This window comes from Streptomyces sp. NPDC053673 (assembly GCF_055585225.1).
Genome location: NZ_JBVJKN010000005.1, coordinates 84,097 through 98,571 on the forward strand (window position 1 = coordinate 84,097; position 14,475 = coordinate 98,571).

Annotated in this window: 9 protein-coding genes, 1 tRNA gene and 1 other RNA gene; 7 read left to right on the forward strand and 4 right to left on the reverse strand. The window is 69.7% G+C overall.

What is annotated here, in order from left to right; translation table 11 throughout:
• Positions 1–98 precede the first annotated feature (98 nt).
• An RNA gene (ffs, locus tag ACZ6ZQ_RS09810) (signal recognition particle sRNA small type) lies at positions 99–193 on the reverse strand.
• A gap of 73 nt (positions 194–266) precedes the next feature.
• On the opposite strand from ffs, the gene ACZ6ZQ_RS09815 reads away from it, so the two are divergent.
• The 6 genes from ACZ6ZQ_RS09815 (at position 267) to ACZ6ZQ_RS09840 (ending at position 9,251) form a co-directional block, all read left to right on the forward strand.
• Positions 267–354, forward strand: a tRNA-Ser gene (locus tag ACZ6ZQ_RS09815).
• Between the two features lie 440 nt (positions 355–794).
• Positions 795–4,520: an FG-GAP repeat domain-containing protein gene (locus ACZ6ZQ_RS09820; RefSeq protein ID WP_469768029.1), complete on the forward strand. Its 3,726-nt coding sequence runs from the start codon at positions 795–797 to the stop codon at positions 4,518–4,520.
• Positions 4,521–5,070: 550 nt separating this feature from the next.
• Complete coding sequence (locus tag ACZ6ZQ_RS09825) at positions 5,071–5,697, forward strand: hypothetical protein (protein WP_469768030.1); 627 nt, start codon at positions 5,071–5,073, stop codon at positions 5,695–5,697.
• Between the two features lie 713 nt (positions 5,698–6,410).
• Positions 6,411–8,534, forward strand: coding sequence for a helicase-associated domain-containing protein (locus tag ACZ6ZQ_RS09830; protein WP_469768031.1), 2,124 nt, complete (start codon positions 6,411–6,413; stop codon positions 8,532–8,534).
• 82 nt (positions 8,535–8,616) lie between these two features.
• Complete coding sequence (locus ACZ6ZQ_RS09835) at positions 8,617–8,832, forward strand: type II toxin-antitoxin system VapB family antitoxin (protein ID WP_183066302.1); 216 nt, start codon at positions 8,617–8,619, stop codon at positions 8,830–8,832.
• Positions 8,829–9,251, forward strand: a complete 423-nt coding sequence (locus ACZ6ZQ_RS09840; RefSeq protein WP_469768032.1) for a PIN domain-containing protein — start codon at positions 8,829–8,831, stop codon at positions 9,249–9,251. The genes ACZ6ZQ_RS09835 and ACZ6ZQ_RS09840 overlap by 4 nt, the downstream gene beginning before the upstream one ends.
• A gap of 562 nt (positions 9,252–9,813) precedes the next feature.
• Here ACZ6ZQ_RS09840 and ACZ6ZQ_RS09845 read toward each other — a convergent pair.
• Complete coding sequence (locus tag ACZ6ZQ_RS09845) at positions 9,814–11,136, reverse strand: PP2C family protein-serine/threonine phosphatase (protein WP_469768033.1); 1,323 nt, start codon at positions 11,134–11,136, stop codon at positions 9,814–9,816.
• Between the two features lie 107 nt (positions 11,137–11,243).
• Positions 11,244–12,002: an IclR family transcriptional regulator gene (locus ACZ6ZQ_RS09850; RefSeq protein ID WP_469768034.1), complete on the reverse strand. Its 759-nt coding sequence runs from the start codon at positions 12,000–12,002 to the stop codon at positions 11,244–11,246.
• 603 nt (positions 12,003–12,605) lie between these two features.
• On the opposite strand from ACZ6ZQ_RS09850, the gene ACZ6ZQ_RS09855 reads away from it, so the two are divergent.
• Positions 12,606–13,325 (forward strand): CAP domain-containing protein, encoded by a 720-nt coding sequence (locus tag ACZ6ZQ_RS09855; protein WP_469768035.1) that lies wholly within the window; start codon positions 12,606–12,608, stop codon positions 13,323–13,325.
• Positions 13,326–13,491: 166 nt separating this feature from the next.
• Here the strand turns inward: ACZ6ZQ_RS09855 and meaB are convergent, their stop codons facing one another.
• Positions 13,492–14,475: a methylmalonyl Co-A mutase-associated GTPase MeaB gene (gene meaB, locus ACZ6ZQ_RS09860; RefSeq protein WP_469768036.1), complete on the reverse strand. Its 984-nt coding sequence runs from the start codon at positions 14,473–14,475 to the stop codon at positions 13,492–13,494.

Consider the following 14,475-nt stretch of genomic DNA (forward strand, 5'->3'; position numbering starts at 1 on the left):
GGGCCCGCCCGCCGAGAGCACCGCTCCCTGAAGCCCCGCGCCCCCGTGACCCCGTGACCCCCGAGCCTCCGCCACGGCGACCGACGAACCCCGGAACGCAAAGCGCCCCCCACGCACCCGCCAGAGCCGACCTACCCTTGCTGCCTTCCGGCCCTGGGGGAGTTCAGTCAGATAGCGCCACGTGAGGGGCTCCGCACAGAGTACCTGATGGTGGGGGTGGGGAACGAGTTCGCGAGCACTCCCCGCCGTCATGTAATGTTTCCGGCGGAGGATTCGCCTAGAGGCCTAGGGCGCACGCTTGGAAAGCGTGTTGGGGGCAACCCCTCACGAGTTCGAATCTCGTATCCTCCGCCAGCCCAGAGGGCCGGACCGCGAAAGCGGTCCGGCCCTCTGGCGTTCGACCGTCTCAGTTTCCGCCTCAGTCGGTCTTCGGGGGCTCCCATAGGCGGACGGTCTCGGCGGTGTGGCGAGCGTCATGGAGACGGCTGTCTCGTACGCCCGCATTTCGAAGGAGTCGCTTCCAGACGTGGAAGTCGGTGTTTCGGAAGCTCAGAGCGCGGGTTCGATTCACGTCACCCGCTCCAAAGAGAAGCCCCAGGCCGGCGGCCCGGGGCTTGTTCGTTGTCCAGGCGTGCCAGGGGTCGCCTGCCCTCCGCGTGTCCAGTCGCCGAGAGCGAGGGCTACCGAGCATCACCCTGTACAGCCAGCGCTGGAACTTGACGCCGAAAGCCGTACAACCATGCGGGCCCCACGGTGGTCATCCTCCCGAACTTGTCATGTCTCCTGGGGGTTGCATGTCGTACCGCCCGCCTGCGGAAGGCAGATCCAGATCCGGATCTCCGCACGCCACCGCACTGCTGGCCACGTTGGTCGTCCTGCTCTCGCTGCTGGTGCCGGTGAGCGCCGGCACCGCGTGGGCCGCCGAAGCCGAAGACTGCACCCCTCTCCCGCTCGCCTCCCTCGGCGGCACCAAGGCAGAGGCCATGGGCCGGACAACGGTTCCGGCCAATAGCTCCGTCTGCTTCACGATCGATGTCGAGCGACCCGGTATGCACCGCGTCCTCACGGGCAACGACGTCCTTTACGCCCAGGTCTACGACGGCGACCAGCGGCTCGAGTGCACCAACCAGACGGCCTCGTACACCAGCGGCTGGTGCGATCTGCCCCGGACGGGCACGTACACGATCCAGCTTCCCAACCACTGGGACGAGGACATGACGAGCACGCTCGTCGTCGTCCCTCTCGGCACCGCCACCGCCGACTGCGCCGGGGCAGAGATCCACACGTCCTTCAGCTCACCCGGCGTCACCGGTAGCGCTCCCGACCCGTTCACGATCCTGTGTCACAAGCTCGTGGCCAAGCCCGGTGAGCGGATCAGCCTCGATCCGCACGGGAGCAGCCTGACCGTGGAAGCGTGGATCACCGACGAGAGCGGCGCCCTGATCTGCCCGAACCCCAACGTGGACGGCAGCCGTGGCTGCGTCCTTCCCGGCGACGGCCCGTACCGGGTACTCGTGCGCATCGCGAAGCCGACGCAGGGCTTTCCCGCCGCTTACACCCTTGAGGCTCGCAGGCTGTCCGACCCGGTCGGCTGCGCCACCGTGCCGGTCAATGCTTACGGTTCTGCTCCGACCGTCGTGGAGCCCGCCGTCGGCTGCAAGAACTTCAAGGCCTCGACGACCGGCCGCTATGACGTATACGCCGTGTCCACGGGGTACCGCGACGACACCCTCGTGTACGACAACGCCGGACGCACGGTCTGCACGGGAGCACCGTGCACATTTCCGGCCGACGGTGACTACACGATCCTGACCGACGGGGCGACGCTCATCCTCGACCGGACGTCCACCGCCGGCTGCGAGCCCGCCGGCCTCGGTGTCAACACCGGCACATGGAACTCGCCCGCCGAGGTGGACTGCCTGACCCTGCCCCTGCCGGAAGGCGCCCGTATGGCCGCCCTCACGGCGTTCAGCGGCTTCGCGCCGACGCCGGACGTCACCGTCGTCGACGCCGAAGGCGACGCCGTGTGCTACGGGTCCAGCCTCGCCAGCGGTTCTTGCACTCTCGGCGGACCGGCCCCGTACCGCGCTCTCGTGTCCCACAGCGATGGCGGCTCCGGGAGCACGGCGTACCGCGTCGCGTTCCACCGTACGGACGCGGCCGGGAGCGGCTGCCAGGCATTTCCCGCGGGTGACTTCACCGCCGACGCCGCGTCCGCGCGGCTCCGCACCGGCGCCGACGCCGACGGGTTCTCGTACTGCCTGACCATCCCGGCGGGCGAGCACAGCGCCGTCGAGAACGTCCAGATGCGGACCGTCTCCGGAAGGGACGGCGCCGAGTTCTGGATCCTCGACGCCGCGGGCACGCAGGTCTGCTCCCTGAGGACCGCGGCACCCTCGACGTGGAACACCTGCCACCTCACCCCCGGGGCCGCGTACACCGCGCTCTTCAAGGGCCGTGACGCCCCCGGCGAATACGCCCTGATCCGCCGTGACGTCACAGCCACCGCCAAGGGCTGCACGCCCACCCCGGCGACCACCGTCAACGGCCCCTCCACGCCAGGCTTCACCGGCCCGCCGGGCACCCTGGTGTGCCACCAGGTCACCACGGCCGATCCGGCCGACACCCTGCACCTCAACGTGCGCGACCCGCTCGGCACCGCCAACATCCTGGCGTACGGCGCCAAGGGCCCGGTCAGCACGTGCACCTACCGGAACAGGAGCTGCGCGGTCACCGGCTCGTCCCGGTACCAGGTGCTGCTGAGCGTCCCGTCGACGCTGAAGGCCGCCGGAACGTACCGGTTCGACGCCCTGCGCATCGCCACGGCCACCGGACCGGCGCCCGAGTGCGTGAAGGTCCCGAACGTCACGTACGGATACGGGCCGGTCACCGGCACGCTGGACGAGCAGCACACAGCGTTCTGCGCCCAACTGCCCACGTCGTACCAGGACATCTTCACCGTCAAGGCGAGTGACACGAACGGCGCGACCGACACCGCCGTGCCCGCCCTGTACGAGAAGGACCTGGACAACACCTGCTCCGCCGTGTCCAACGGCGACAGCTCCTGCGGTCTGACCGGCTCGTACACCACCGAGGTCGTCCCGAGCCTCTTCGTCCTCGGCCTGCCCGAGAAGGCGTCCCAGACGTCCTACAAGGCCGAACTGGTCTGCGCGGTGCAGCTCTGCGGTACCGAGAAACCCGGCGTCACCGGCGTCACCCCGACCACCGGCGTCACCGGCACCAAGGCGACCGTCACCGTGTCGGGATCGGCCCTGCACGAGGACGACAAGGTACGGATCAGCTACGGCGGCCAGACCGTGGAGTCCACCACCGCATCGGTCTCCGCCGACCGGAAGACGCTGACCGCCGTCCTGGACCTGACGGGGGCAGCTGCGGGCAGCTGGAACCTCAGCGTCGTCACCCACAACGCAGTCCAGTACCCGCGCGGCAGCTTCACCGTCACGCCGGCCCCGCTGAAGAACACCGCCGCCCCGACGGTCACCGGCACCGCGCAGGTGGGAGCCAAGGTCACGGCCACCGCCGGTGCTTGGGCGCCTGCCGCTGAGTCGTACGCCTACCAGTGGAAGGCGGACGGCCAGGCGATCTCGGGGGCCACGGCCTCCACGTACCTGGTTCCCGCCTCGCTCCGGAACAAGAAGCTCACGGTCGCCGTCACCGCCGGCAAGAGCGGCTGGGGGAGCGCGAGCGCCGAATCCCCGGCGCGAACCGTCTCCGCGGCACGGAGGGACCACGCAGGAGCGAACGCCCAGCCGGACGGCGTGGGCGATCTGCTGACACTGAACGCGAGCGGTGCGCTGACGTTCCAGCACGGCTCCGGGGCGGGGACGTTCTCCGGGACGACCAGCGCGTCGGGCTGGTCGACCTCGTCGCTCGTAGTCCCCTTCGGGGACCTGAACGGCGACCGGTGCAATGACGTGCTCCTCCGGCTGTCGACCGGTGAACTGCGGGCGTACAAGCCGGGCTGCGGCAGGGCGGTGACGCCGACGACGGCGTACACGTCGCTGGGGACGGCCTGGGCTCAGTTCAACGTCCTCACGTCGCCCGGTGACCTGACGGGCGACGGCCGTGCGGATCTGGTCGCGCGGCAGGCGTCGACCGGTGACATGTACCTGTATGCCGACAACGGCGCCGGCAAGCTCGCCTCGCGCGGCCGGATCGGTACGAACTGGAAGGCGTACCGGGCGGTGTTCGGCGCCGGCGACCTCAACGGTGACGGCTTCGGCGATCTGCTGGCGGTGGACGGCGCCAACGCGCTGTGGCGGTACGACGGCACGGCCGCGGGCACGTTGAAGGCGCGGACCCTGGTGTTCGGCACCAACTGGGCCACGGGCCGCAACGCCTTCGTCGGCGTCGGCGACCTGAACAAGGACGGCAAGGCCGATCTGGTTTCCCGTAACGCGGCCGGCGATCTGCTGCGCAACAGCGGGAACGGGGCCGGATCGTTCGGGTCGACCGTGAAGATCGGTACCGGCTGGCAGGTCTACAAGGGCCTCTTCTGAGGTTCTGCGGCCGACGGCGTCGGCCGATCGAAGCGAACACGACGAAGGCCCTGACCGCTCAGCGGTCAGGGCCTTCGTGTCCCGGACCCGACCCCTCGTCGGCCGCCGCGGAGGAACGCCGAAGCTGCGCTTACATCCCCTGTTCGTCGAATTCGGCCAGCGCGGCGGCCTCTCAGCCGGACCTGGTCTTGTCTGGGTGAACAGTGGCACTGGCCATCGTGTCCGCTGCGTCGGACCTTTTGCGGGCTCCTGCCCGAAGGCGTCCAGGGTGGCGAAATGACGTTGACCTTTACCGCTTGCTCCCTTATCAGGAACACCACCTTCTGGCAAGTCCCGAGTTCTCCTACCACGCGATGTCGGGACATGACGCGATCCAGCACTGAGGCTTGACTGGCACCTGGGTTCACGCAGAGCAGGTGGACGCCCGCATCGTCCGGAAATGAGCCTGGCGGTGCGACATGACGGGACATGTGCCCACCGCAAAAGGTCCGTGAATTGACAGGGCCGTCCGACACGCACTGTTCCCTACTTTTCACAAGGAGTGATTCTTATGGCTCACCACTCGCTGACGCAGCGCTTTCTGATACTTGCCGGTTCGACTTCCCTGGCTGCAGGAGGTGTGCTGCTTCCCACCAGCGCCTTCGCCGCCCCGGCGCCGCCGTCCGCCAGCATCGGGACAATGATGGTGGCCGAGCAGGGCGATCACCGTCAGGCCGATGCCACGGAATGGGTGACGACCACCGATTCCCCCAGTGGCATCACCTTCAAACTTCCCGGACAGGCCACCGTTGAGAAGTTCGCCGAAGACGCCAATACCTACGCCGGTCGCACCTATTCGGTGACTACCGCTGACGAGTCCACGAGAGTCACCGTTAATGACGGGCCTGGCCCGTCGGAGGATCTCGACGGGCAGCTTCAGTTCACCCTTAGCCTTGGCAACGCGGACCCCAGCGATGACCTCAAGGCCACCGACATTCAGAAGACCACGGTTGATGGCCGCCCCGCCCTCGACGCCCGTATGACAGACCCCGCCGACGCCAACTGGGTTGGTTTCATTCGCATCATCGGCACTGACACCCATACCGTTAAGGTCATAACCGAGGCTCCCGCGGCAGGCGAGCAGACAGCGAGCCAGACGCATCAGAAGGCCGGCGACAGCGTCCGCATTCCCGGTTGAGCCAGGGGCCATCATCCACGAATCCCTGCACCATCCGGGGGATATTGGACTCTCCGGACCCTAGGGGCTTTGAGCCGCTCGTTGTCCTGGTCTTTGTCCAGTGCGCTGACGGACGCCCCCGTTCACTGCCGTACGCGCACCCCGTCTGACCTGCCCGTGAACTCTCACGAACGCCCCCGTACAGTCACGCGGACAGTTGGAAAGCGTGTTGGGGGCAACCCCTCACGAGTTCGAATCTCGTATCCTCCGCAGCCGCCTGAACAGGCAGACGAAGAGCCGAGCCACGACTGTGGCTCGGCTCTTCGGCGTGAACCGGTTGCATTCTGGTTGCGTTCACAGCCGACATCGAGGACATCTCGGTGGGCAGCCAGACGCACGCTTCCGCATCTCATGGTGGGTGGCCAGCACCGGCTACATGGCGAGCCCCTACGAAACCTGGCGGTGGACGTCGCGGCGGTTTCACCGCGGACGCATGCTCGGAGCGCGAGTGGACGTCATGTCCTCTCCGGAGCCGCGCTCGGTGGGGGAACTGGCGGACCGTCTTCAGCGCCCGGGACCGGTGGCACTGACCCTGCCGCGGCTCGCGCTGCCGCACCTCCAGGTGGCCGAGGCGATGGCGGCGCTGGGCACGCCGGCGTCGCGCGACGCCCTGAGGGAGTTACTGGGGGCGTCGGACGAGGAAACCCACTCGCGCACCGGACGCCGCGCTGGAAGTGCTCGCCGATCATGCTCTGGTCTGGCCGGACGGCGCGGGCGAGCTCCGCATGGCCGGACCGCTGCGCCAGGCATGGGACGCGCCCCTGGCGCTGGACGCTCCGCTGGAACAGCTGCTCGCGGGCGCGACCTCCGACGAGCTGCGCAGCATGCTGGCGGCACTGGGCATCAAGCCGCCGGGCAGCAAGCCGCAGCGGCTGACCGCCCTGGCGGAACACCACAGCGATCCGGAACTGGTCGCCTCGGTGGTCGCAAAGGCGCCTGCCGCGACCCGCGAACTCCTTGAGCGCCACGCCCGCTCTGCTCCGCGCGAGCCACGGTTCATCGTGTTCGGGGCTCCGGGGCCCGAACACGAACCGGGCGAGCGGTGGGCACTGGACCGCGGACTCCTCATTCAGGACCGACGCCGTTACGGTCCGGCCCGCATGCCCGTCGAGGTGGCACTCGCGCTGCGCGGGCCCGGCTGGAACGCCCCATTCGAGGCAGCCCCGCCCTCCGTGCGACTGGCGTCGGTGACCGAGGCGGAAGTGGATCGAGAGGCGGCGGTCGCGGCCACGTCGTTCGCGGCCCATGCCGCCACGGTCCTTTCGGCCTGCTCGGCGTCTCCGCCGGCCCGGCTGAAGTCCGGCGGGATCGGCGCACGTGAGCTCACCCGGATCGGCAAGGTCACGCAGGCCGATGACGCCGTGGTACGGATCACCCTGGAAACCGCGTACGCGGCCGGACTGCTGGGACGCGACGGCGACCACGTCGCACCCACCGAGGCGTACGACGCCTGGGCGGCGGAGGAACCCTCGGAGCAGTTCGCCGGTCTGCTTCGGGCGTGGCGGGACCTGGCGCTCACCCCTTCCCAGGCGCGCGACGAGGACAACAAGGCACTCCCCGTCCTCGCCGGGGCGCCGCCCTGCGGCGGCTGCCTGCAGGCCCGGCATGGGCTGCTCGCCGCGGCGGCAGAGCTCCCTGCGGGGCAGGGGGCGAGGGCCACTACGGATCTGGGGCCGCTCGTGGCCTGGCACCGCCCACTCGCCGATCCGTCGCCGCAGGGCGGAACACCGTTCGGCGCCGCGATCCGCGAGGCCGAGCTGCTCGGCGTACTCGCCCGCGGCGCCCTGTCCGACCTCGGCGCCGCTCTGCTGGCCGACGACGCGGAGGGCCTGGCCGTCACATGTCGGCGGCTGCTGCCCGAGGCCACCGCGACGGCCCGGATCGGCGCCGATCTCACCGCCGTCGTCACCGGCACCCCGACCGCGCGGCTCACCGCGCTACTGGATTCCGTCGCCGACCGGGAGACCAGCGGCACGGCCTCGGTGTGGCGGTTCAGCGCCGGCAGCGTCCGCCGGGCCCTGGACGCCGGCCACACCCCTGACGGCATCGCGGCCGACCTGGCCGCGGCCGCCACCGGGCCTCTGCCGCAGCCCCTGTCCTACCTCATCGCCGACACCGCGCGCAGCCACGGCCACGTACGCATCGCCCCCGCCACCTGCGTCATCCACGGCGAGGAGCCCGCCCTCTTGGCCGAAATCGCAGCCAACCGCAAACTCTCCCGACTCGGCCTGCGGCGGCTCGCCCCGACGGTGCTGGTCGGCCGCAGTCCGCTGAAGGAGGCCCTCACCGCGCTCCGCGCCGAGGGCTACGCCCCCGTCGCCGAAACGGCCGAGGGAGCCGTACGCGTTGACAAGGCCCGGCCTCAGCGCGCCACCGCCCCCGTCCCGGCCCCGCGCAGGACCGGCGGCGACGCGACTCTCCGGAGCGCGGCCACCCGCGCAGCGAAGGCTCCGGCCACCGTCGACCTGAACGCCTTGGCCGTCCGACTGCTGACGACCCCGCCGGACACCCCAGACCCCGACCCATTCGGCAGCGGAGTCCCCTACGGCACCGACACCGAGGAAATCGTCTCCGGGTACACGAAGCGGCTGTCGTACAGCGATGTCCGCCAGCTCGCCCATGCCCTCGACGCCGGGGCCGCCATCACGGTCGAGTACATCGCCACCTCGGGAAGCCGCACCGTACGCACCCTCAGCCGCCTCGCCCTCGACCCGCCCTATCTCGAAGCCTGGTGCCACCTGCGAGACGCCGAGCGTGTCTTCACTCTCTCCCGCATCCACAGCGTCATGCCCGCGTAGACCGCGTGCACGGCACGTGCAGCGCGCCCCTGGACCAAGCGAGATATACTTGTCTCCATACTTGATATCTAGGGGGTGCAGGATGAGTCGGACCGTCATCGATCTGGACGACGAGCTGGTCGCCGACGTGGCGAAAGCCCTGGGAACGAGCACCAAGAAGGAGACCGTCAACACCGCACTGCGCGAGGTGCTGGAGAACCGACGCCGCGCCCTGGCGCTCACCCGGCTTCGCGCCGCGGCGGACGAGGGCGCTTTCGACCTGGAGCTGTTCGAGAACAAGAGGAACTACCGTCGGTGAACGCGGCGCAGTTCCTGATCGACACCAGCGCGCTCGCGCGCTTCATGCGTGGGGATGCGGAGCGGTACGGCTGGGACCAGGCGGCAGCCGCCGGTCTCATCGCCACCTGCCCGATCACTGAGCTGGAGTTCTTCTACAGCGCCCGGTCGACTGCCGACCGGACACGCGGCATCGAAGACATGCGGTTGATCTTCGGCTGGGTTACCGTCGACGACCGCGCCTACAACCGCGCCTGGCAGGTTCAGGAGGCCCTCACCAAACAGGGCAAGCATCGCAGCGCGGGCGCGGTGGATCTCGTCGTCGCCGCGACGGCCGAGCTGCAAGGGCTCACCCTCCTGCACCGCGACCACGACTTCGAGTGCATCGCCGCAGTGACAGGTCAGGACCTCCAGTGGTACGGCCCGGAGGGCGGCAAATAGGACGGGCAGTTCGGTGGTTGTGATGCCGGCCAGAGCTGAGAGCGCCGGCCAGTCGCGTGCCCGGGTCGCTGATGGGGCGGTGGTTGGACTGTCCGGTCGGCCAGGTCGAGATCCCGTCGTCCACCCACCGGGGAGCGACATGGAAGTGCCAGTGGGGCACCGACTGTTCCGATCCCGGTCCACTGGCGCTCAGGATGTTGACGGGGCCCCGGCGGGGCCCCGTTCACTTCGGGAGCCGCCGCCGTAGGAGGACGACGAGAGCGTCGATCCTGAGGAGGATCCGCGCATTGATGCCGTGTACACCCAGGGGTCGGTCGTGCTCGGATCGGAGGACGGGCAGTCGTTTTGGGAGAACAGCCCGCGCACCTTCTGCCGCACGAAGGGCGACAGAAGCAGCGCCCGGAGCACGCGATCCGTGCCTCCGAGCCACCGCCCGCCGCCTTCGCCCCCGACGATGACCAGAGTTCCTCGCGGGGTGAGGGGCACGCCGGAGGTGTGACAGCGAACGGTTACCGGCCGTGTCGACAATGAGGCGCCGACATGACGTCAACCTTTCTGTACATCAGCGCCCTGCTGCGGACGGTGCGGCCGGTGCGGAGGGTGCGGACGGCTGCGTCAGCGCGGGCGTCGGGCCGGCAGCAGGGGCCGTCGAGCCGACAGCGGCCGACTTCCTCAGCAGGAGCAGCGCCGCGTCGTCGTGGAGCCGGCCACCGACATGAGTCAGCAGGTCTTCGTGGAGCGCGGCGAGGGTGCGGGACGGCTCGTCCGACACGTGCCGCGCCGCTCGATCGACGAGCGGGTAGAACTCACGGTCGTGGTTGCGGGCCTCGATGACACCGTCGGTGTAGAGAAGCAACTGGTCACCGTCGGCGAAGGGCAGCACCTGGAGACTCGGGGTCTCACCGGTCAGGTCGCGCAGTCCGAGCGGCGGAGCCGGACGGACCGGTTCGACGGTCATGACGCCGGAATCGCGGACCACGAGCGGCGGAGCGTGTCCGCAGTTGACCACCTCCATGCGCCCGGTCTCGGGGTACCCCGCGACCACGGCGGTGACGAAGTCGTCGGCGTCCAGATTGCGCGCCAGACTCCGCTCGATCCTGTCGACGACGTCGAGGAGGTCGGGCTCGTCCCAGGCGGCCTCGCGGAAGACACCGAGCACCAGAGCGGCGGTGCTCACCGCGGGCAGCCCCTTGCCTCGCACGTCGCCGACGATCAGCCTGACCCCGTACGGAGTGGGCACCAGCGCGTAGAGGTCCCCGCCGATCCGGGCCTCCGCCGCGGCGGCGCTGTAGCGAACGGCCACCTGGAACGGGCCGACCGTCGCGGGCACGGGCTTGAGAAGGGCATGCTGGGCCGCTTCGGCGACCGAGCGGACGGCGGCCAGTACCCGTTCGCGGCGCACACGCAAGGTGCTGGCCAGACCACTCGTCAGAGTCACGGCGGCCAGGGCGCACAGCACGATCAGCGCCTCGCGGCCCGGCTCACCGCCCTGCGAGGCGAGCGCGGCACCCAGCCCGACCGCCAGGAAGCCGACACCGAGGACTCCCCACGGCCTGCTGGTGGCGGCGGCCAGCGCGGGCCCGACGGCGAGCAGCGGCAACCAGCTCGTGCCGGCTCCGCTGACGAACGCGGCCAGCGCGACGGCGCAGACGAGCAGGACGGGCACACCGGGCACGCAGATCGCGAGGTGCGTGGCGGTCAGCCGCACGGGCAGCACCGGCCGCCCAGACGTGAACCGCCCCGCAGACGTGAACCGCCCCGGAGACGTGAGGCGCTTCGCAGACATGAGCCGCATGCCGAGTGAGTCGCTGAGCCACTTGCTGAGCTGCCACGACGGCTGATGCTCGCACTGATCGTCACGCTGGTGGTGTCGGGCGTGGCTCATGTCCTCTTTCGCAACTCTCTCCCGCTCGCGGCGACCCGCACCGGAACGTAAATGTCCGTTTCATTCAGAAAACAGGGAGATGCGCGAGAGCCGCAAGGTCAGGTTTTTCAGATAGTGAGCGAAAGGCACCTGGTCACGCGACTCGCTGCCGGACCGAGCCGCTCTGCGATCGCCTCCATGCGGGAGATCCGGTCCACCGGGAGGGAGACGCCGAGCGACCCGAGCTTGTGCCCGCTGTACACGGGCACCGCGACGCAGACGGTTCCGAGGGCGTACTCCTCCAGGTCCGTGACGGCCGGCGCGGTGGGCATCGCGTCGAGATGCCGGAGCAGAGCGGAACGGCGGGTGAACGTGCGCGGCGTGAGGTCGGCGAGGGCGTGCCGGGAGAGATAGTCGTTCCGGGAATCGCCATCCAGCTCGCGCAGCACGCATTTGCCGAGCGCCGTGGCGTGCCCCGCGTCCTCGAATCCCACCCACACGTCGGCCCGTGGCGCCCGGGGACCGTCGACGATCTCGGCGACCCGGATCTCGCCCTCCTCGTAGAAGGTCAGATAGGCGGCGGCGGACACTTCGTCCCGCAGAGCGGCGAGCGCAGGACGGATACGGCTGAGCAGCTCCTGCCCACGGCCTGCGGCGTGCAGCACGTGCAGCCTGTCCCCGAGGACGAACCCGCCGTCGTCCAGCTTCCGCAGGTACCCGTCGTGAACGAGCGTGCGCAGCAGGTGATACGTGGTGGCCAGGGGCAGCTGCGCCTCGCGCGCCAGCTGTTTCGCGGGGGCGCCGCATTCGTGCGCCCCCACGGCCTCCAGCAGACGGAAGGCTCGCTGTACGGAAGTGATGAGCGTAGGGCCGTCCTGAGCAGCCATGCCACAAGCTTGCGCCCAGGCGCACCGCAGCGGCAACGGAACCCCGGAAAGCCACGGACTCGACGCCACGGCACAGACACCACGGACGCCACGCCACGCCACAGACACCACGGACGCCACCCCGCGGCACGGACACGGACGCACGGACACGTGGCCGATCACGTGACTGAGGCGCCTTTCACGGCATCGGGCCCATGGTTCCGTGACATCCGTCACGCCACATTCCGGCACTAGGCCCGCGGAATAGTAGACGACACCTTGGCGACATATTGACATTTGTCCGTCTTGGCATAGACATTCCTCGCGCAGGCTTTGATGACCTTCTGTCCGCTCGGCGATTTCGCCCGTTCCTGGTGCGAACAAGGACTTCTGACGGAGCATCAGAAACTTCCGGAATGCCCGAAGCAGGACCAGCACGGCTTTACGCCCATTTCAAGAGCCGTCCGACGCTACGACCAGTCGTAGTACCGAGGCTCGTTGCCCTGCGTGCGCGGCGGTCCTAAGAATGACGGCCCGGAAGGCGTCTCCGCAGCTCAGGCACAGGTTCTGTGTCCGAGCCGGCCCGACCCGGAGGCGCTCCGCGAATACCGAGTGAGGTCACGCATGAGGAAGCACCGCAGGAAGACGCACTACCGGAAGATAACGATCGCCGTCGTCGCGACAGCCGCCGTGGGTGTGCCCTCCGCCGCTTGGGCCTGCATGGACCAGCCGGAAGACAGGGGAAGCTGGTCCCACGGGCACGGGAAGCGTGGCGATTGGCGAAATGCGGCTTCCGACAACTGGTGGAAGCAGACCGGGAAGCCCCAGTGGGGTGCGGAGCCGACTGCGCCCGCACCGCAAGCCCCCACCGCAGGCGCGCCCGCACCGCAGGCCCCCACAGCAGCCGCACCGGCGCCGAAGGCCCCCACCGCGGCTCCGAGCGCTCCGCAGACCGCCGCGCCGGCGACCGGGGCTGTGGCCCGCGTCGTGGCACTCGTCAACAGCGAGCGCAGCAAGGCCGGATGCTCCCCCGTGACCGTGAACGCCAAGCTGACCAAGGCCGCCCAGGCCCACAGCGCGGACATGGCCGCCCACAAGAACATGTCGCACACCGGCTCTGACGGCTCGAATCCTGGTACCCGCATCACGCGTGCCGGTTACAACTGGAGCACCTACGGCGAGAACGTCGCCTACGGCTACGAGACCCCCGAGAGCGTCATGGCGGGCTGGATGTCCAGCCCCGGCCACAAGGCGAACATCCTGAACTGTGAGTTCAAGGAGATCGGCGTCGGCCTGGCGCAGCCCAACCATTACTGGACTCAGGACTTCGGAACGGCCCGATAGGCCCGTCCGGCAGCCTTCAGCGGGGGACACCTCACCGAGCCGGCCGGCCACGATGTTCTCGTGGCCGGCCGGCCCGCGGGCGTTCCCGGGACCACTCCCCACGCCCCAAGGCCCTCCCGCTACGGAGCGTCCACGGCGTCCGCGGTGTCCGTGACCGGCCTGACAGTCACGTCCGGTCGCCGAACGCCGCCAGGATCCGCTCGGCGGCCAGCGTGGCCGTCAACTCGCCCTCGCGGACCTGCTGTTCGAGGCCGGGAGCGAGTTCGCGTACGGCCGGATGGGAGCGCAGCCGGCCGAGGAGTTCGTCGTGGACCATGGCCCAGGCCCAGTCGACCTGCTGGTCACGGCGCTTCGCGGCGAGCCGGCCGCCGGCGTCCAGGAGCGTACGGTGCGCTTCCAGCCGGTCCCAGACGGTGTCGAGGCCGGTGGACTCGCGGGCGCTGCAGCTCAGCACCGGTGGGGTCCAGGCGGCATCGGCCGGGTGCATCAGGCGCAGCGCGCCCGCGAGTTCACGGGCGGCGGCACGGGCGTCCCGCTCGTGCGGCCCGTCGGCCTTGTTGACGGCGATGACGTCGGCCAGTTCCAGGACCCCCTTCTTGATGCCCTGGAGCTGGTCGCCGGTACGGGCGAGGGTGAGCAGCAGGAAGGAGTCGACCATGTCGGCCACCGTCGTCTCGGACTGGCCGACGCCGACGGTCTCCACCAGCACCACGTCGTAGCCCGCCGCCTCCATCACCACCATGGACTCGCGGGTCGCCTTCGCCACCCCGCCGAGCGTGCCCGCGCTCGGCGAAGGCCGGACGAAGGCCGCCGGGTCCACGGCGAGGCGCTCCATACGCGTCTTGTCGCCCAGGATGGAGCCGCCGGTCCGGGTCGATGAGGGGTCGACCGCCAGCACCGCGACCCGGTGCCCGAGACCGGTGAGCAGCGTGCCGAAGGCGTCGATGAAGGTCGACTTGCCCACCCCCGGCACCCCGCTGATGCCGATCCGCCGTGCCCTGCCGGTGTGCGGCAGCAGCTCGGTCAGCAGCCGCTGGGCCAGGGCGCGGTGGTCGGCGCGGGTGGACTCGACGAGTGTGATCGCGCGGGCGACGAACGCCCGCTTCCCGTCGAGCACACCCTTGACATAGCTGTCGAGGTCGATGGCCAT

Excerpts from the sequence above, each read along its gene's own strand:
- ACZ6ZQ_RS09820 (WP_469768029.1), top strand. The coding sequence starts at position 795 with ATGTCGTACCGCCCGCCTGCGGAAGGCAGATCCAGATCCGGATCTCCG.
- ACZ6ZQ_RS09835 (WP_183066302.1), top strand. The coding sequence starts at position 8,617 with ATGAGTCGGACCGTCATCGATCTGGACGACGAGCTGGTCGCCGACGTG.
- ACZ6ZQ_RS09850 (WP_469768034.1), bottom strand. The coding sequence starts at position 12,002 with ATGGCTGCTCAGGACGGCCCTACGCTCATCACTTCCGTACAGCGAGCC.
- ACZ6ZQ_RS09825 (WP_469768030.1), top strand. The coding sequence starts at position 5,071 with ATGGCTCACCACTCGCTGACGCAGCGCTTTCTGATACTTGCCGGTTCG.
- ACZ6ZQ_RS09855 (WP_469768035.1), top strand. The coding sequence starts at position 12,606 with ATGAGGAAGCACCGCAGGAAGACGCACTACCGGAAGATAACGATCGCC.
- ACZ6ZQ_RS09845 (WP_469768033.1), bottom strand. The coding sequence starts at position 11,136 with ATGAGCCACGCCCGACACCACCAGCGTGACGATCAGTGCGAGCATCAG.
- meaB (WP_469768036.1), bottom strand. The coding sequence starts at position 14,475 with ATGGCCATCGACCTCGACAGCTATGTCAAGGGTGTGCTCGACGGGAAG.